This is a genomic window from Flavobacterium profundi, assembly GCF_006491645.1.
Taxonomy (GTDB): Bacteria; Bacteroidota; Bacteroidia; order Flavobacteriales; family Flavobacteriaceae; genus Flavobacterium; species Flavobacterium profundi.
The window spans coordinates 481,198-498,702 of the sequence record NZ_VDCZ01000001.1 but is presented as its reverse complement, the minus strand read 5'-3'; the positions used below and the strand labels follow the sequence as shown (position 1 = coordinate 498,702).

The 17,505-nt window shown below is 35.1% G+C and carries 15 protein-coding genes; 6 read left to right on the top strand and 9 right to left on the bottom strand.

Going from position 1 to position 17,505, the window contains the following annotated elements:
• Positions 1–361: 361 nt before the first annotated feature.
• The 5 genes from FHG05_RS18660 to FHG05_RS02480 all read right to left on the bottom strand — a co-directional run bounded on the left by FHG05_RS18660 (position 362) and on the right by FHG05_RS02480 (position 2,542).
• Complete coding sequence (locus tag FHG05_RS18660; RefSeq protein ID WP_317130126.1) at positions 362–637, bottom strand: GNAT family N-acetyltransferase; 276 nt, start codon at positions 635–637, stop codon at positions 362–364.
• A gap of 9 nt (positions 638–646) precedes the next feature.
• Positions 647–826, bottom strand: a complete 180-nt coding sequence (locus tag FHG05_RS18655; RefSeq protein ID WP_317130123.1) for a hypothetical protein — start codon at positions 824–826, stop codon at positions 647–649.
• Between the two features lie 408 nt (positions 827–1,234).
• A complete protein-coding gene (locus tag FHG05_RS02490) occupies positions 1,235–1,840 on the bottom strand; it encodes a hypothetical protein (protein WP_140996416.1) in 606 nt (201 codons plus the stop codon).
• Between the two features lie 5 nt (positions 1,841–1,845).
• Positions 1,846–2,046, bottom strand: a complete 201-nt coding sequence (locus FHG05_RS02485; protein ID WP_140996415.1) for a hypothetical protein — start codon at positions 2,044–2,046, stop codon at positions 1,846–1,848.
• A 241-nt stretch (positions 2,047–2,287) separates the two neighbouring features.
• Positions 2,288–2,542, bottom strand: coding sequence for a helix-turn-helix domain-containing protein (locus tag FHG05_RS02480; RefSeq protein WP_140996414.1), 255 nt, complete (start codon positions 2,540–2,542; stop codon positions 2,288–2,290).
• Between the two features lie 379 nt (positions 2,543–2,921).
• On the opposite strand from FHG05_RS02480, the gene FHG05_RS02475 reads away from it, so the two are divergent.
• From FHG05_RS02475 to FHG05_RS02460, 4 genes are all read left to right on the top strand, one after another.
• Positions 2,922–3,236 carry a hypothetical protein gene (locus FHG05_RS02475; protein WP_140996413.1) on the top strand — a complete coding sequence of 105 codons (315 nt, stop codon included), beginning with the start codon at positions 2,922–2,924 and terminating at the stop codon, positions 3,234–3,236.
• A 64-nt stretch (positions 3,237–3,300) separates the two neighbouring features.
• A complete protein-coding gene (locus tag FHG05_RS02470; protein ID WP_140996412.1) occupies positions 3,301–6,306 on the top strand; it encodes a SusC/RagA family TonB-linked outer membrane protein in 3,006 nt (1,001 codons plus the stop codon).
• Between the two features lie 275 nt (positions 6,307–6,581).
• A complete protein-coding gene (locus FHG05_RS02465; protein WP_235889671.1) occupies positions 6,582–7,706 on the top strand; it encodes a RagB/SusD family nutrient uptake outer membrane protein in 1,125 nt (374 codons plus the stop codon).
• 1 nt (position 7,707) lies between these two features.
• Positions 7,708–10,311, top strand: a complete 2,604-nt coding sequence (locus FHG05_RS02460) for a S9 family peptidase (RefSeq protein WP_140996410.1) — start codon at positions 7,708–7,710, stop codon at positions 10,309–10,311.
• Positions 10,312–10,361: 50 nt separating this feature from the next.
• Here the strand turns inward: FHG05_RS02460 and FHG05_RS02455 are convergent, their stop codons facing one another.
• The 3 genes from FHG05_RS02455 to FHG05_RS02445 all read right to left on the bottom strand — a co-directional run bounded on the left by FHG05_RS02455 (position 10,362) and on the right by FHG05_RS02445 (position 13,264).
• On the bottom strand, positions 10,362–10,625 hold the full coding sequence (locus FHG05_RS02455; RefSeq protein WP_140996409.1) for a DUF6520 family protein: 264 nt from the start codon (positions 10,623–10,625) through the stop codon (positions 10,362–10,364).
• Positions 10,626–10,708: 83 nt separating this feature from the next.
• Positions 10,709–12,193, bottom strand: a complete 1,485-nt coding sequence (locus tag FHG05_RS02450; protein WP_140996408.1) for a MauE/DoxX family redox-associated membrane protein — start codon at positions 12,191–12,193, stop codon at positions 10,709–10,711.
• A 180-nt stretch (positions 12,194–12,373) separates the two neighbouring features.
• The gene (locus FHG05_RS02445) at positions 12,374–13,264 is read right to left on the bottom strand and encodes a helix-turn-helix transcriptional regulator (RefSeq protein ID WP_140996407.1); all 891 of its coding nucleotides are present in this window, start codon (positions 13,262–13,264) and stop codon (positions 12,374–12,376) included.
• 470 nt (positions 13,265–13,734) lie between these two features.
• On the opposite strand from FHG05_RS02445, the gene FHG05_RS02440 reads away from it, so the two are divergent.
• The gene (locus tag FHG05_RS02440) at positions 13,735–14,577 is read left to right on the top strand and encodes an RteC domain-containing protein (protein ID WP_140996406.1); all 843 of its coding nucleotides are present in this window, start codon (positions 13,735–13,737) and stop codon (positions 14,575–14,577) included.
• A gap of 33 nt (positions 14,578–14,610) precedes the next feature.
• On the opposite strand, the gene FHG05_RS02435 is transcribed toward FHG05_RS02440, so the two are convergent.
• On the bottom strand, positions 14,611–15,327 hold the full coding sequence (locus FHG05_RS02435) for a hypothetical protein (RefSeq protein ID WP_140996405.1): 717 nt from the start codon (positions 15,325–15,327) through the stop codon (positions 14,611–14,613).
• Between the two features lie 400 nt (positions 15,328–15,727).
• On the opposite strand from FHG05_RS02435, the gene FHG05_RS02430 reads away from it, so the two are divergent.
• Positions 15,728–17,410, top strand: a complete 1,683-nt coding sequence (locus tag FHG05_RS02430; protein ID WP_140996404.1) for a tetratricopeptide repeat protein — start codon at positions 15,728–15,730, stop codon at positions 17,408–17,410.
• The last annotated feature ends 95 nt before the right edge of the window (positions 17,411–17,505 follow it).

Genomic DNA, 17,505 nt, shown 5'->3' with positions numbered 1-17,505 from the left:
TAAAAAAACCAAAGTAACCCTTTTAAATTAACTTATCAATACGTATAAATACCTATTTTTCAATTCCCTATAAAACAAAAAAAGACACTTAAGCATCTCTATTTCTTCCTATTCCTCCATCTATCATTCCGTTTATACCCATTCCGTTGCTCATAAATCCAACCTCTTATGTAGAGACCCACAACCCAAGCAACTATAAAACCTAAAATCTTATACCATTCCATTCCTCAAAAATAGAACAGTGCTTTGAGAATGCTAGTATTCTCAAAGCAGTTAATCCCGAATGGACAAGAAGTTATCCTGAATTGACAACAACAAACCTCTTTAAAATTGATTTTAAAGAGGTCTGTTATATGCTTTTTTAATAATGGGAGCTATTGTTAGCGATAGTCAATTCCATATGTAAAGTTGGATAAGCTTTCCCAGTGGCATCTAATTCTGAACGACTTGTTGTTTCAAATCCACATTTTTTATAAAAACCTACTGCTTGGTCGTTTTGTTCATTCACATCAACTTTTTTAACATTCATTTTTTCAATTGAAAAAGTCAATAATGTTTTTCCAATTTGTTTACCTCTGGACTGCGGATGAATAAATAACATTTCCAAGTTTTGATCTGCTACGCCAAGAAAACCAATTATTTTGTTTTACTCATTTCTTACACACTTCAATTCAACTGCATCTAAATATGTATTTAAGATAAGTGGTTTAAAATATTGAATATCTTCTTCTTTCAAAAAGTGATGTGTTGCTCGAACAGAGGCTTCCCAAATATTGACTACTTCATTATATTCGACTTTCTCTATGTTGTCAATTTTGTATTTCATTTTTAATTATTATTTACATCAGTTTATTTAATAATCTTCATTTGTATTAATATTATTATAATTGGTAGTAGTACTTTATTTTTGTTCAGTAGAAAAATAATTTTTCTTAATCCCATTTCCAATATGTAAATCTCTATTTCTTTCCCTTCCATCGTTTATACCCATTCCGCTCCTCATAAATCCAACCCCTTAAATAAAGACCCACAACCCAAACAACTGCCAAACCAATAATTCCCCACCATTCCATAACACGAATATTAAAAATTAGAGCAAATTATAAACCTAATTTTTATTCGAGTATGCAATTCCAGAATTTAACTATCCCAAAACGATAAAACATATAAAATAATTTGCGATAAAAGCAAAAAAAAAGATGTCACATGTGTCATCTTTAAAATATTATTAAGTTTATTCATCAAATTCCCGCGGAATAAAAAAACCTTTTATACAGTTTTGATTTCTAATTGCAATTTGTATATGATTTTTTTCTTTAAAACCGGCATTCTCATATAAATCAGATCCTTCAAAGAAAACTCCTCTTACGGAATCATATTCAGATTTATTCAATTTTTTATTCATTTCATGAACTGTTTGAATAACTGCACAATCTAAATTTCTTCTTAGTAATTCCCCTTTTTCACTAACTACATTTTTAGGTATATTGCTTCCGAATTTTGTATGAGATTCACAAAGAAGATTATAGCCAATTTTTAGAATGTCCAAGAATTTAGAATCTAGTAAATCTAAACAGTAGCCTAAATCTATAATAACACCTAAAACAGCAGGTTCTTTAATCAAATTTTCCTTTCCTTTAGGTGGATTATCTTTTAAATCTTGAGCAAATTTTAAAGCCCTTTCATGATTGTTTTCCCAAAAGTAAACACCATGACCTAACCAATCCCATACATTTTCACTTGGCTTAAGAATTTCTCCTTTTTCACAAACTATCTTATCTCTGACAGCTTTGTCACAACCATGAAAACCTAAAATTAAACCAGATCTCTTAGAGTACATTAATACTATTTAGATTTTTCTTGCTTAGATTTTTCTGATTTGTACCCAATAGGCTCAGATGATGAATAAACTTTTGTTAGACGACCAGTTTGTGTGTGGATACCTGCATCTACCAAAAAGTCTTTGACATTGTTTTCAGATTTTAAGAGATTATCTGAATATTTCTTTAATGCCAAAACATATTCTTTATGTTCTTTTGATGTCATTGAATATTTATTTAAGTTTTACAAATATAGTATTTAAATACAATTCAAAACTATTTATTATAGATTTTGAACATACATTACTACTATTAAACGTATTAATCAATATTATTGTTGCAAATTTATTGTTAAAAAATTTATCTCAATTTGTATATTAATGAGTTTTCACTTTTAAAAAATCTTTATTTCCTAACAAAAACTATACATGAATCGAACATATAAAGAAAGATACATAGGCATCTTTCTAAATTTCATCAAAATTAAAAAGCTCTGAAATATTGACTTTAAATTCTCTTGCAATTGCAAATAAAACATCGACAGTGGTATTTGTTTGACCTCTCTCAATTTTACCAATATGATTTTTAACTAATCCTATGCGTAAACCTAGTTCTTCTTGCGAAATTGGTTTATTGGTCTTTTCATTAATGCATTTATACCTCAACTGCATTATTCTTTTTCCCAGTAGTTTTCTTTCCGTTAAAAAGTTTTCTTTTTCCATATGATAAAATTCGCACTTTGAAAAAAGAAAAAAGGCAACATATAGATTGCTTTTAAAAAAAATTATTATATTTGACGATTATAATATAATTTTGCGATTCTTCATATCAAAATTTGAAGCATTCGCTTAGAATCTCGAACGGAAAACTGGTAATTTTAGCAACGAGATGATAAGTATGATGCTCACGTCAATACTGGCGTGGGCTCTCTTATTGTTGCAGGGTATACCAGTACCTCCGTTCGATAAGTTGAGTTCCACGCTTTTTTTATTTCCCAATCGGTTCTCACTTCATTCTTAGCACTGCTTTTTTTTTCAGAAATTTTCGCATAAGGATCTTATCATTTTATTTTTTAGTTAGTGGGTAAGATGTCGCTCAACCTTGGCTGCAACAAGCACGGGCGGCATACTTTCCTTAACCTTTAAAACCAATGCCTATGCAATAAAAAAAATGGAATACTCCAAAGTTGAAAACAAAGCCAAAAAAATCGGCACCAATCATTCCAATCTGTGGCAAAAAAAAGCGAAGCGTAAAAAATCCGTGGAAATCTGCCAAATCAGCGTCATCTGCGTGCCAAAACCTAGAGCAAAGCGAACAAAACCAATTGCCTATGCAATAAAAAAAACATGGTTCGACTTTCGAACTTTTGACTTTTGCCTTTCAACTTTCGACTCAAAAAAAAGCCCTCTAGCCTGAGATCAAACATTCTAGAGAGCAAGTACTAACAAAACCAAAGTTTCATTAAAACCATTTCAAAAGTATGAATAAAAATCAACTTTTCAAGATTGGGGCAGCCACACTTTTGCCCAAACTAATCGTAATCTTCTCCCTGCTGGTCGTAACAGCCAGTCATGCCCAAACTACTATCATAAAAGGAAACGTAATAGATACTAGTGGCAGTTTACCAGGTGTCAACGTAATAATAAAAGGAGGAGAAAAAGGAACCCTAACCGATTTCAACGGTCAGTATCAAATAACAGCAAGATCCACAGACACACTAGTGTTTTCCTATATGGGCTACAAAACAAAGGAGGTACCCATTGCCAATCGTGCAGTAATAAATGTAGCCTTGGAAGAAGACACCACTCAACTCAAAGAAATAGTCCTCAATGCAGGGTATTACTCGGTAAAAGACAAAGAACGCACTGGTAGCATAGCGAGAATCTCCGCAAAAGACATAGAAACACAACCCGTACCAAACGTTTTAGCAACCATGCAAGGACGAATGGCAGGCGTAAACATAGTCCAAGAAACAGGTATTGCTGGTGGTGGATTCAAAATAAATATTAGAGGAGTCAATAGTTTAAGAGAAGATGCTAACAATCCACTCTACATTATAGATGGTGTTCCCTACAGTACAGAAGCCATCAGCGACCCACAAACCTCAACCTCAACAATCGGAAACGGCAATCCTCTGGCAAGCATCAACCCAAATGATATCGAAAGCATTGAAGTGCTAAAAGATGCCGATGCAACAGCAATTTATGGTTCCCGAGGGGCTAACGGAGTAGTGCTAATTACCACCAAAAAAGGAAAGTCCGGCAAAACAAGCTTCACAGTCACTACCAGTTCAGCTGTGGGTTCTGTAAGCAAAATGATGGACTTAATGAATACCGAACAATACCTGCAAATGAGAAAGAAAGCATTTGCCAATGACGGCATAACAAACTTTCCCGCAAATACCCATGATGTCAACGGCAACTGGGATCAAAACCGCTACACAGATTGGCAAAAAGTCTTAATCGGTGGCACGGCAGAAGTCAACAACATACAAGCAACCCTAAGTGGTGGAAACCAACAAACCAGTTTTCTAGTAAGCGGAAATTACAGAACCGAAAGCAGTGTATTTCCCGGAGATTTTTTATACAAACGAGGAGGAGCGCGTCTAAATATGAATCACCGCTCGGAAGACAATAAATTTACAGTCCAATTTTCAGGCAGCTACACAGCACAAAACAACGATTTGCCTTGGATAGACTATGTAACCTTATCCCGCCAATTAGCACCCAATGCACCGGAACTTTATGATGCAGAAGGAAATTTAAATTGGGAAAACAACACTTGGACAAACCCACTCTCAAACAACGTAAGAAAGTGCCTAACCTTCACAACCGATTTAATCGCAAACACAGTACTTTCGTATAAACTGGCAGACAATTTAGTCCTAAAATCAAGCTTTGGAATCTCCGACCTAAACAACGAGGATAGTCGGGCAACACCTTCTACCACCTACAACCCTTCATTCAATTTAAGCAGTCAATATGCATCCATTTACCTAAACAGTTTGCGAAGACGTTCCTGGATCATGGAACCCCAAGTAACATGGAATAAAGAATTTGAAAAGGCAACACTAGACATCTTGGTGGGAGCAACGTTCCAAAAGCAATCCAGTGCCAAACAACTGGCGTTAGCAACAGGTTTTTCAAGCAACAGCCTCTTATATGATTTGTCGGCCGCTTCACAAGTCTTAATCAGAAACAACGAGCAAATAGAATACAAGTACCAAGCCTTCTTTGGAAGAGCAAATTATACCTACGAAAAAAAATACATACTGAACCTTACAGCCAGAAGAGACGGTTCAAGCCGTTTCAGCACCGGTAATCAGTTTTCTACCTTCGGGGCAATTGGTACAGCTTGGCTGTTCCATAAAGAAGATTTTTTAAAAGGTACAGAAGCGTTTCTTAGTTTTGGAAAACTGAGAGCCAGCTACGGAACAACAGGTAGTGACCAAATTGGAGATTACCAATACCTAAACACCTATTCATCTTCCGGAATTAGTTACGGAGGAATCATCGGTCTGCAACCTTCTAGATTGTACAATCCCAACTTTGGATGGGAGTCAAATAAAAAAATTGAAGCGGCATTAGAACTGGGTTTTTTAAACGACCGCATACTGCTCACTGCGGCAACGTACAGAAACCGTTCTTCCAATCAATTGGTGGGCTTACCACTACCTGGAACCACAGGTTTCACCTCCATTCAAACCAATTTAAACGCTACGGTGGAGAATCGTGGAATAGAGTTCACCCTAAGAACAGAAAACATCCAAAACGATAATTTTTCATGGATTTCAAATTTCAACATCACCAAAGCAGGCAATAAATTACTCGCATTTCCGGGATTAGAAACCTCAGCATACCGCAATCAATATGTAGTCGGTCAACCAACAACGATTCAAAAATTATTTCAATTTACAGGCGTTGACCCGCAAACAGGACTATATCAGTTCACCGATTTTAATGGGGATGGAATAATTTCATACGAATACGATCGCCAAGTGGTCAAAGATGTCAATCCTGATTTTTATGGTGGACTGCAAAATGTACTAACCTACAAAGGATTCCAACTGGATTTCTTATTTCAGTTTGTCAAACAGCAGAACTTCAATTTTGCCAATACCCAAAAGTTTGCAGGACACTTCATCAACCAACCGGTCGAGTACCTAAACAGTTGGCAAGAACCAGGCGATACAGCACCATATCAATTGTTTGCCACCAATGCAAACCAACAAGCAACCCAGCGAAGCGACTTTTTTGGTTTAAGCAATGCGGCGGTTAGTGATGCCTCATTCATCAGATTAAAAAATATTTCGTTAGCCTATACACTACCAAAAAGTATACTGCCTAACATAGGGTGTCGCTTGGCATTGGAAGGACAAAACCTGCTAACCTTTACCAAATACAAAGGAGCTGATCCCGAATTCACACAAGGAGGCTTACTACCACCTTTAAAGATATATGCATTGAATGTTCAACTTACTTTTTAATGAAAAATACCATGAAAAATCAAATCAAAAAATACAGGTTACAGCTAATAATGGTAATACTAGCAGTAACGATACAGGCATGTGACGATTTTGTTACAGTAGACGCACCAAATTCACAATTAACAACACCGGCAGTTTTTGAAGATGCCTTAACAGCAACGGTAGCATTAACAGATATCTATGCAAAAATGCGTGAAAATGGCTTTCTTTCCGGCAGACCCAATGGCTTCACTTGCTTAGCAGGTGCATATAGCGATGAGCTGATTTCGTTTGAAGTGGGAAACAATACCTCAGAAAGCTTTTTCAACAATGCGTTATTGTCAACCAATGCAAGTATCAATACACTTTGGCGAAACAGTTACAACCAAATCTATGCGGCTAATGCCGTAATAGAAGGGGTCGATAATGCAACGGCTTTGTCAGAAGAGGTAAAAAATCAAATCAAAGGAGAAGCGTTGTTCATTAGAGCCTTGCTACACTTTCAGTTAATGTCCGTTTTTGGCGATGTACCATATATCACAACTACAGACTACAATCAAAACAGTACAGTGGAACGCATGGACACAGAACAGGTATTTCAACAACTAATTTCCGATTTAGAAAATGCAGTCTCTAGAGTAAATATAACATATCTCGATTCGGGAAGAATCCGTCCCAATAAGGCGGCCATTCAGGCATTATTAGCAAGAGTATATTTATACCATGGCGACTATGCAGAAGCGTCTAATATGGCTTCCGCTGTGCTAAATGAAACTGCATTATACCAATTAGAACAGAACCTAGACGAAGAGTTTTTAAAACAATCCAGTGCAACAATTTGGCAATTATCTCCAGGGGCAACAGGTGCCAACACCTATGAAGGAAATTCTTTTATATTCTTCACGGGGCCACCAAGTAAGTTTGCATTAACAGCAGAGCTAGTGGCTCAATTTGAAAACAATGATTTGCGAAAGCTGCATTGGGTGAAACAAATAACAAATGGCAGCCAGGTTTGGTATCATGCATACAAGTACAAAAAAGATATGGCAACACCTTCCTCTGTGGAAAACTCCATTGTCTTGCGATTGGCAGAGCAGTATTTAATTCGTGCCGAGGCAAGAGCCAAACAAGGAGAGCTCATTGGTGCCAAAGAAGACCTAAATACAATCAGACAGCGAGCAGGACTTCCCAACACGCTTGCTATAACGGCAGAAGAAATCTTGACGGCCATACAGCAAGAACGTAGGTTAGAATTATTCACCGAGTTAGGACATCGCTTTTTAGACTTAAAACGATTAGGGCAACTAGATACAGTTTTAGGAAGTAAACCAGGTTGGTCAAACACAGATCAATTATGGCCTTTACCACAGGCAGAAATGGATGCAAATCCTTTTTTAGTACCTCAAAATCCAGGCTACTAATATGAAAGTACAAGAGATAAAAAAGATAAAACGAACGGGCTACAAGCTTATGCTTATAATGCTCCTAACAGGCTACGCTTACAGTCAAGCACAACACAAAAAGCCAATAACAGAAGCCGATTATAAAGCATGGGGAACCATGTTCAAACACACCGTTTCTGATAAGGGGACTTGGGCAACAGCTTACATGCATTATGAGGAGAGTCCAGACACTTTGCACATTGTCCAAACAAATGGGAAGAAAACGTATAAAGTGGCCCATCCAAGAGAAGGACATTTTTTGGGAGAAAATAAATATGCAGTAATGGATGATGCAAACACCTTATACTTGTTAGACTTAATAACAGGTTTTCAACAAAGAATTCCAGACGTAAAGGCATTTGCTGTGACAGCCCAACACAACTATTTAATCACACTCGAAAACAAACCCAATCAAAAAGAAATGTGCATCCGAAATGACAAAGGGCAAGTAATAGAAACTGTAAAGGGAATAACAGCCTTTAAAATGAGTCCATCTACTAAGGCAATGGTAGGTATGGGTAGCACTGAAGGGGAAAACCAACTCTATTGGATTAATCTGGATAAGATCATAACAAAAACGGTGATAGAAAAAGAACCTTCACAGCAATGGTCAAATACAACATGGAGTGCAAGCAGTCGTTCATTTGCTTATCTAAAAAAAGAAAAGGACAACGTAGAGGCAAGCATTTGTTTTTATGACGTATCGACTAAACAAAAAAGGCAATTCAATAAGGAATCGTTGAACTTTCCTAAAGACTACTCTTTGGAGGTAGACAACATAAACCTATCGATTTCACCAGATGACAAACGTGTGGTTCTGGCAGTTCGCAAACAACAAAGCAGCGATCCTTCGTCAAAAATTGTAGAAATATGGTGCGGAACGGATGGTATGGTCTATCCCAAAAGAAAAAAAATAGCAACAATTGAACAAAGGATTCGATATGGCGTTTGGTGGCCACAAGAGAATAAATACCAATGCATAACAAGTGATAGTAAGCCTTTTTACCTACTCAATCCCACCATGGATTATGCAATTACCTACAGTAGTTCAGATAAAGAACCGCACTACACCATGAAACCACTAGTGGACTATTATGTAAAAAATCTGGAAACGGGAGAAGAAAAACTAGTAATAGAAAATCAATCCAGTGCCGAAGGATTACTAAGTTTTTCTCCTAACGGCCAATATATAGCCTATTGCAAGGAAACAAGTTGGCAGTTGTTCGACCTAAAAAATCAAAAAAACATACCGCTCCCAAACACAGCTTCAATAAACTGGAACAGCTTAGATTACGGCAAAAAAAGTGCGTACCGCTTTGGAGGTTGGGGAGCAAACCACGATTGCCTATTGCTATATGATCAATACGATGTTTGGAAAATACCGTTGAATGGAACAAAACCTATTCGTTTAACAAACGGTAGAGAAAAAGAAATCACATTTAGGATAATACATTTTACAAGAAACAACGTAGTAAAGTTTTCAGGAAGCGTAGATGTCGATACGACAAAAGACATGGTACTTTCAGCTACAGGTGAGAATGCTACGGGCTATTTTATTAGAAAACCAAATGGAACAATCAAACCGATGGTTTACAACGATTACTTAAACAAAGAGTTACAAAAAGCTTCGGATGCTCCATGCTACGTGTACCAATCCCAACATTTTTCACAGCCACAAGCATTAAATAAGTATGAGGCAAAAACAGAAGGATCAAACAAGATCTACCAAAGCAACCCACACTACCAGAACTATTTGTGGGGCAAACAGGAACAGATACAGTACAAAAATGCCAAAAGCGAAACACTGAAAGGTACTTTATATTATCCTGTAGAGTACGAGGCAAACAAAAAATACCCAATGGTGGTCTCTATTTACGAAGAACTCAATTATTTAAAGCACTATTACTTTAGCCCAACCAAATACAATCCATCAGGTTTTAATGTTACTAATTTAACCAACCAAGGCTATTTTGTATTACTACCAGACATTGAGTATGAATTAGGGAGTCCGGGCATATCGGCAACGGATTGTGTAGTAGCAGCAACCAATGAAGTACTTCGCAAAGACATCGTATCACCAGATAAAATAGCCTTAATAGGACATTCCTTTGGAGGCTATGAAACGAATTTCATTAGTACACAAACCAACCTTTTCAAGACGGCGATATCGGGAGCATCTGTTTTTGACTTACCAAGTTGGTACCTGTCAATAAGCAATAGTACTGGAGATCCCGAAATGTGGCGTTTTGAAAGTCAACAATGGCGAATGGGAAATTCCTTATATAACGACAGAGAAGGGTATGAGCGTAATTCACCCTCAACGTGGGTTGAAAATATAAGTACTCCTATACTACTTTGGACAGGAGAAAAAGACCCACAAATAAACCCGAATCAAACCATCGCATTTTATCTTGCGCTACGAAGGCTCAATAAAGATGTCATTTTACTCAATTATGCCAATGAATCACATTCATTGCTAAAAAAAGAAAGTCAAGTAGATTTGTACAACCGATTAAACGATTGGCTAAACTACCATCTAAAAGACCAGTCACCTGCTGAATGGATAATAAAAGGTATTAAATAATAAATGCAGGCTATATAGAATACAGCCTGCATAAATTTACCGCATCCTTACTATGGTCGATGCGTCAATACTTCTCCACAAAAAGAAGCTGGAGTAGGTTTGCCAAACAATTGGTCAGACCCACTCATACAAATCACAGATCCTTCATTATTACAATCTGCAATATACTCACACTCTATCGGTGAAACTTGTTTCCATCCTTGAACGGCCAAAGTAGCCGAACTAGAGTTTGAATTACTGGTACTCACAGCACCAGCAGAAGCCAAGGCAAAAGCAAATACAGGTAGTATTGCTTTTAAAAATACATTTTTCATATGTGTTAAATTTTGGTTTATAATAGTGATCTACTCTTTTCTACAGGTTTTCGATCTTATCCCTGTAACCGGCCGGTTAATCTTTAGTAAGTTTGATAATGTTTCCGAATTTCGTCCCCTAAGGAATAAGAAACAATATGGGTTCCTATAAGGGCATAAAAATGGGTATCTGTAACGACAATATCATTTAGTGTAACTCCATCAATGTTTTTAATGTAAAAACTAATCAAATACCTTTGACTACTTATATCATAAACATCGATAACACTAGATTGATCCCAAACTTTTTTCACATCAAATCGTCCAGGCAATGTTGAGTTTACAAATAATAAATTGTTGTGCAAAGCACTGATTCGGTTAACCATCTGTGGTGGTGCCGAAAACTTTTTTTGATTACGATGCTTAACATAGGTCACTTTAATTTTTGCTTGACTCGTGGTATCAATAGTATTGCCTTTATAAAGTAATGTAAGATTCTTATCAGCAACCACATATTGATTTCGGTAATAGTAGAGATAAACAAATTTTTGTTGGGCTGCACTATAGTGCAAGGTACCATCGGTATCAAATAGACCATCGATTTGCTTTTCCAATAAAGCAGGAGCAAACTTTTGTATCGCACCATTTTGCAACGAAAGTGTAGCTAACACATTTTCTCCCGAATTATTGATGGTTCGTATAACTAAGCGTGTAGAATCGATTACTTCAGCTTTAGTAAAACCATAAGCTTTGTCAGAAAGTAATCGTGCTTGGGTAGTAGCCAAATCTCCTTGAAACAAACACGGCACAGTGCCATCCCACAAATAAAAATACGGAGGATGCACCCGCAATTGTATAGAGCGAAACGGATATAAAGTGTCCGAAATAGCAATGTGATAACTTTGAGTACTTTTTAAATCAGCAGATAATTTAGTAATAAGTGCAGGGGCAGTTCTATTCCCCAAATAAATTTTAGCGGTACTTTTTCCTGCAAAATAATAGCTATTAAAAGCTAAATCTTTCGTAGTAGCAAGCTGTACGGTTTTAGGAATATAGTTTCTAACAAAATTATTATGCTTGTGAATAATATAATCCGAAGTAATAAACAAAAGCACTACCAGAAAAAAACCAACCAAAACAATAAGTAAGCTTCGAATGACATACGACCTTTTAGTATTTTGCAGCAAAAACAAGGCAAATAAGGATAGTAAAGTAAAAAATAGATTAAAATACAAATGCTCATGCCAGTTCATCTTTTCAAGGATGCCTCCACAAGAACACGGCACATAGGAACTATAGTTTAAAATTAAGTAAATATAACTGCTAAACAGGACCATCAGACCCAAAGAAGCATACAGTCCTATCACTCTAAATTGTTTTACAGCCAGCAAAACAGCAATCACAAGTTCCAAAAGAGGAATCATCCAAACAACAAAACCAGCATAAGCACTCAACAAAGGCGATTGACCCAACTGCACCTGGAAATTATCATAATCCAAAAACTTACTAACCGCAGCATAAACAAATAGCAAAATAAATAAGTAGCTAATGAACAAAACAGTACCATTTTTTAGTTTATCTGTATTCATAATTCCTAATTTTCATATTGATATAAGTATTCCAAATAAATCCGTTAAATCAGCGTAATCTGTGACTAAAAGAAAATTAACTACTGTAAAATTCCAAAAAATATACTCATAACACTATGCAAATCAGGCATTTCGTTATCCCATTCCAAAACAGAAAACAGACAACCGACAACCAACAACTCACCCCCTCAAAAGTTCACTCGGTGAAAAACCATACTTTTTCCGAAAAGCCTTATAAAAATTCAAATACACCCCAAAACCACACTGAAACGCAATCTCCTTTAAAGGTAAATCAGTTTGCAAAACGAGTAAATAAGCTTTCTTCAACCGTTCATCTTGATAAAACTGATACACACTGGTATGATAATGCTCCCGGAATCCATGACGTATTTTGTGCTCCTCACTACCAAACAGTAAGGCAATCGACTTTAAAGAAGGCAACGGAACATCTAAATGCTCCAAAATATAAGCATGAACTTGGTCAATCACAGCAGCTTCAGCTTTAGCTTTCTCTGTTGCGACAGAAGGAATGTCTTTCAAAAAAGGCACATCTTTAAAAACAACTTCAGCAGATAATACAAACACGAACGGATTGACAAGGCTACTACTAACCGAACAAAACAAAGGCAGCTTAAATCCATCAACAGTTAAAAATAGTAATTCAGTGGTAACAAAAAAAGGAGCATCACTTCCTACTTGTTGAAGTAAATTGTTCCAAACCAATTTCGAAGAATCATCCAACAAGCTTTCAAATAGCAGACTCTGAATTGCTTCTGAAGTATACTTTAACCGATCAACAACAGTAAAATTAAAATCGACTATTGTGTAATGGGCATCCAATACAAATACAAACTGAGACAAATGCTGAAAATTTGAATAAGGGATAACCATACCTTGCTCCAAAACCAACGAGCGAATTCGCTCACCTTGCTCTGATAAAGACAATAAAATAGAATCATATTCATCATCCAAACTGCCCATATCCAAAGCAACAGTTTTTCTACCAGTTGCTAAGTCAAACAACAACTGATAAATAATCTTGAGTTTTTCCTTTTGATTTGGCATGGACATACAATAGAATTTGATAGATTTTGTAACGCTAGAAGTAGTAAAAAGTGAAACAAACCTATCAAATTATACCAATCTAAACTAAAACTTAGGTATTGGATTCTAGAATCCAATACCTAAGTTTTAAGAAAAATGCTAAAAAAAATACAGCTAAAAAAAAAGAGAGTTTTCCAATAAATACAATACTTCAATAAGAAAACGAAACCGTTGTAAATAGTAAAAAAAAGCCTAATTCAAAAAATTTAAAATCCCTCAGTTCTAAAATGAAAAACACTATGCATTTGTTAAATACCAACTATGCAATTCCAGAATTGCACACCCAAACAATTGCCTCAAACAAAAACCAAACTTAGTTTTACCATCACCAAAAGCAACCAAAATTGAATAAAGCTCAATAGAAATAAAAATAAAATTTTAACACAGTTCCAAAGTCCCTCTCTGAAGGAGATGGATTTAGGGTGAGGGAAACAACCATGAAAAACTACGCAAACCAACTCCTCAATCAACTCGATCAACAACTCACTAAAATCATCCCATTAGTAGAAGAAGACCCCATTCAAAATTGCTCGCTAGCAATCAATATACTGATGGAAGGTTACGAAAACTTAAGAACCACTTATATTGGCCGTAAAACTAGTCAAGAAGAAGAAATGGACTTCTTCAAAATGGATAAACCTAAATTAACAAGCCAAATAATCTACTTCAACGAAATATATACTATTGAATCCAACAAACCGGTAGCTTCAGAAAAAACCATTCGAAAGTACTACGCCAACCAACTAAAAAAACAAGAACAGTTTTTTATCGATAACGCAGAGTTTTACAGATACTATCGACAAGGAAATCAATACTTAGATGATAAATATTTTTTAAGAAATCAACAGGATAACAAATGGATGATGGATAGCTTCTACTTTCAAATAGACAAATCATTTGCAACATCACACGATTACAAAGTAGCTCAGATTTTAGCCTACGAAAAACTGCAAATCTACCTGATTGAAAAATTAAAAAGACCAACAGCATCAAAAAATAGCAATCAAGAAAAAGTATTAAAATGGACAGGCTCCAAAGTGGGAATAATTGAACTGATTTATGCCTTACACACAGAAGGTGTATTCAATCACGGAGCAGCAGACATTAAAGAAATTGTACAAGGGTTCAGCAAAGCATTTGACATAGACCTTGGTCAGTTCCACCGAACATTTTACGAAATCACTAACAGAAAATACGAGCGAACTAAATTCATAAGTATACTAAAAGAAAACCTGATTAAAAGAATGAATCAAGTAGATGAACACCAAAGGCTATCCTAACGGATAGCCTTTTTTAAAAAGTATAATCTTTGTTTACTTGTTTTCTATAATTCCAGCTTTCAAAGCAGTAAGAATTGCATGAGTGTTCCCATATTGAGCTCCTTCAACAGCTCCTGTAAAATTAGCAGTCAGCCAATACCAATCAAGATCAGTATTCTTTTTAGGTCTTTTCTTTTTGGCATAAACACTGTGTCTAATAATCGATGTCACGGTCAAAAGATAAGCTTTTTCACTAGCCGAAAGTTGTGAAGATTTCTGCACGGTTGATTCATATTCTACCACATAGTTGTAAATATCGACATAATTCGTTTCGTTATCCACTTTAGATAATACATTTGAAATAAACTCGCGAAAATTATCTTTATCTTTTGAGGGTAAAGACAAATGCGATACAATCGTATCAAGAGCAGCATTACTATCCGAAACAAGATAATTAATTTTACTTTCCGGTATTAAATCATAATCTGCTAATAACAAAGCATCAAAAAAAACATGATTACTGGCTTTCGAATTTACTTTTTTAATAATACTATCACTAGTTTTAGGTAAAAAAGAATCTGTATAATAAGAGTATAAAACATCTTCATAAGCTTGCCCAACAAATTCATAAGCATTGGAAGAATTTACAGGAGACACTTCGCTGGACATCCTGCTAAAATGACTAGTTTCCGTGGATACTTCTTCAGATTCTGTCGATTCACAAGAAATAAATAAAAAAGCATAAACTACAAGAATAAAATAATTTTTCATAAGGTTGTAAGGTATTAAATGTTACTGATTAGTTTCAATCAGTTCATTTCTCCCGGGGTAATCTGAACAGTATTTTGCTTGGTTCTACCAAAGTAAAACCGGTTGAATTCGAGAACAAAACTATCGGCTCAAATCCACCCCCACAACACAACTACTAACGAATTTCCGAATTCAAACTAGTGTATTCTAGAATCCAATACAATAAAAAACACTAGTCTTTGTCAATAAAAAGACTAGGGATGAAGATGCACTAAGTATTAAAACAATGATTCACTTACAAATTAAAATGCTTATAGTTTTCATTTAATTTTAATTAAAAAAATTAATATTTTTACTGAACCCATTTCGATTCCCCCAAACTTTTTAAATAGTAAGTTGAACTAAACCTTAACCAACTAAAATGAATAACTTTATACTTAGCATAGCATTCACAATTTTCTCTTTAACAATTGTTCAAGCAAAACAGATTAATCCAGTTGACAGTCTGGCTAATAAAAACTACCAATATTTTGAAGAAAAAGTAATAGAATTTCGAACGGATAGCATCAAAGCACAGCAGTTAGCAAAGTACTGGCTCAAAAAAGCAAATGAGGAAAAAAACCTAGTGCAACAAACTAAAGCATATAAAGCATTAATCCATTTTGTAGATAAAAAATATAGAATGATTTATGCAGATAGCCTACTTGAAAAAGCGAAAGCAACTAAAAACAGCGATATCTTGGGGAGTGCTTACCTTACAATTGGTGCAGCACATTATGACAACAACGAATACACCAAGGCATTAGATTTATATATTCTCGCCAACAATTATATAGCAGAAACAAATGATCAATACTTAATCCATAAAGTAAAATATACCATTGCTCTAACAAAATATTTCTTAGGATATTACGATGAAGCAATTGCATTGCTAAATCAATGCATGAACTATTTTAAAGAAGAAAATGATTTGGGTTATTTAAAATCAATGCACATAATCGCTTTGTGTTACACACAAATTGAAAGATATGATCATTCTTCATATTTCAATAAACTGGGTATGGAACTATCCAGTGAATATGAAATGGATGATATGATTCCTTACTTCAAAAATGCGGAGGGTATTAACCTTTGCAAACAAAAAGACTATGAAAATGCAATCAAATTATTGAAAGAATCAAAACCTCATTTTGAAAAAGTAAACGACAATGCTACGCTGATTACAACCCAATTTTACCTCGGAAAATGCTATTGGGAAATAAACGAGAAAAAAAGAGCGGTTACATATTTTACAAAAGTACATGATGGGATTCAAACACAAAAGTACAGTCGTCCTGATCTTCGAGAAGGGTATGAAATGCTGATAGAATATTTTGGAGAAACCAATGAATTAAAAAAGGAGTTATTCTTCATCAAAAAGCTAATGGAATTTGATAAAGAAATAAACCAAGAATTCAAATACCTAAGCTACAAAGTCCATAAAGAATATGACACTAAAACATTACTAGAAAAAAAGAGAAAAATCGAAAACGAATTAGCTTCAAACAGAAAAATCTATTTTCTTGTAGTAACATCGCTCATAATAATTCTATTAACTGTGTTCGGTTGGCATCTGCATTCCAAAAAAAGGGAAAAAGAAAAATTCAATCAAATAATGGCTGATATAGCAGAAAAAAAGAAAGCAAAAATACTTTCATCAAACAACCAGAATACAAACCTTAGTCCGGAATTAACCAAGTCATTATTGAAAAACTTGGAGAAATTTGAAAAACAAAAGAAATTCCTTGAAAAAGACATGAACTTGGCAAAGCTTGCCGCATTACTAGATACAAATACCAAATATGCCTCGTTGATAATTGCCGAGCAAAGAGGAAAAAAAACTACAACCTATATAAATGACCTTAAAATCGATTATATAGTCGAGCTGTTAATTAATAACAACAAATTCAGAAACTACACCAACAAAGCCCTGTCAGATGAAGCTGGTTTCGGCTCAACGCAAATCTTCACCCTCTGTTTCAAAAATAGAATCGGAATGTCACCCACTTCCTTCATCCAACAATTAAAATCGGCAAACCAAACCCAACAAAACAAGTTAGAGTAACGATTCAGACTTTCAAAAACTTATATGTTCTTTCAAAAATAAGTATAACTTATATGACTTATATGGTAAAAAAATTAAAAAATTAAAAAAATAAA

Excerpts from the sequence above, each read along its gene's own strand:
- FHG05_RS02455 (WP_140996409.1), bottom strand. The coding sequence starts at position 10,625 with ATGAAAAATGTATTTTTAAAAGCAATACTACCTGTATTTGCTTTTGCC.
- FHG05_RS02450 (WP_140996408.1), bottom strand. The coding sequence starts at position 12,193 with ATGAATACAGATAAACTAAAAAATGGTACTGTTTTGTTCATTAGCTAC.
- FHG05_RS02490 (WP_140996416.1), bottom strand. The coding sequence starts at position 1,840 with ATGTACTCTAAGAGATCTGGTTTAATTTTAGGTTTTCATGGTTGTGAC.
- FHG05_RS02460 (WP_140996410.1), top strand. The coding sequence starts at position 7,708 with ATGAAAGTACAAGAGATAAAAAAGATAAAACGAACGGGCTACAAGCTT.
- FHG05_RS02485 (WP_140996415.1), bottom strand. The coding sequence starts at position 2,046 with ATGACATCAAAAGAACATAAAGAATATGTTTTGGCATTAAAGAAATAT.
- FHG05_RS02435 (WP_140996405.1), bottom strand. The coding sequence starts at position 15,327 with ATGAAAAATTATTTTATTCTTGTAGTTTATGCTTTTTTATTTATTTCT.
- FHG05_RS02480 (WP_140996414.1), bottom strand. The coding sequence starts at position 2,542 with ATGGAAAAAGAAAACTTTTTAACGGAAAGAAAACTACTGGGAAAAAGA.
- FHG05_RS02445 (WP_140996407.1), bottom strand. The coding sequence starts at position 13,264 with ATGTCCATGCCAAATCAAAAGGAAAAACTCAAGATTATTTATCAGTTG.
- FHG05_RS18655 (WP_317130123.1), bottom strand. The coding sequence starts at position 826 with ATGAAATACAAAATTGACAACATAGAGAAAGTCGAATATAATGAAGTA.
- FHG05_RS02470 (WP_140996412.1), top strand. The coding sequence starts at position 3,301 with ATGAATAAAAATCAACTTTTCAAGATTGGGGCAGCCACACTTTTGCCC.
- FHG05_RS02430 (WP_140996404.1), top strand. The coding sequence starts at position 15,728 with ATGAATAACTTTATACTTAGCATAGCATTCACAATTTTCTCTTTAACA.
- FHG05_RS02440 (WP_140996406.1), top strand. The coding sequence starts at position 13,735 with ATGAAAAACTACGCAAACCAACTCCTCAATCAACTCGATCAACAACTC.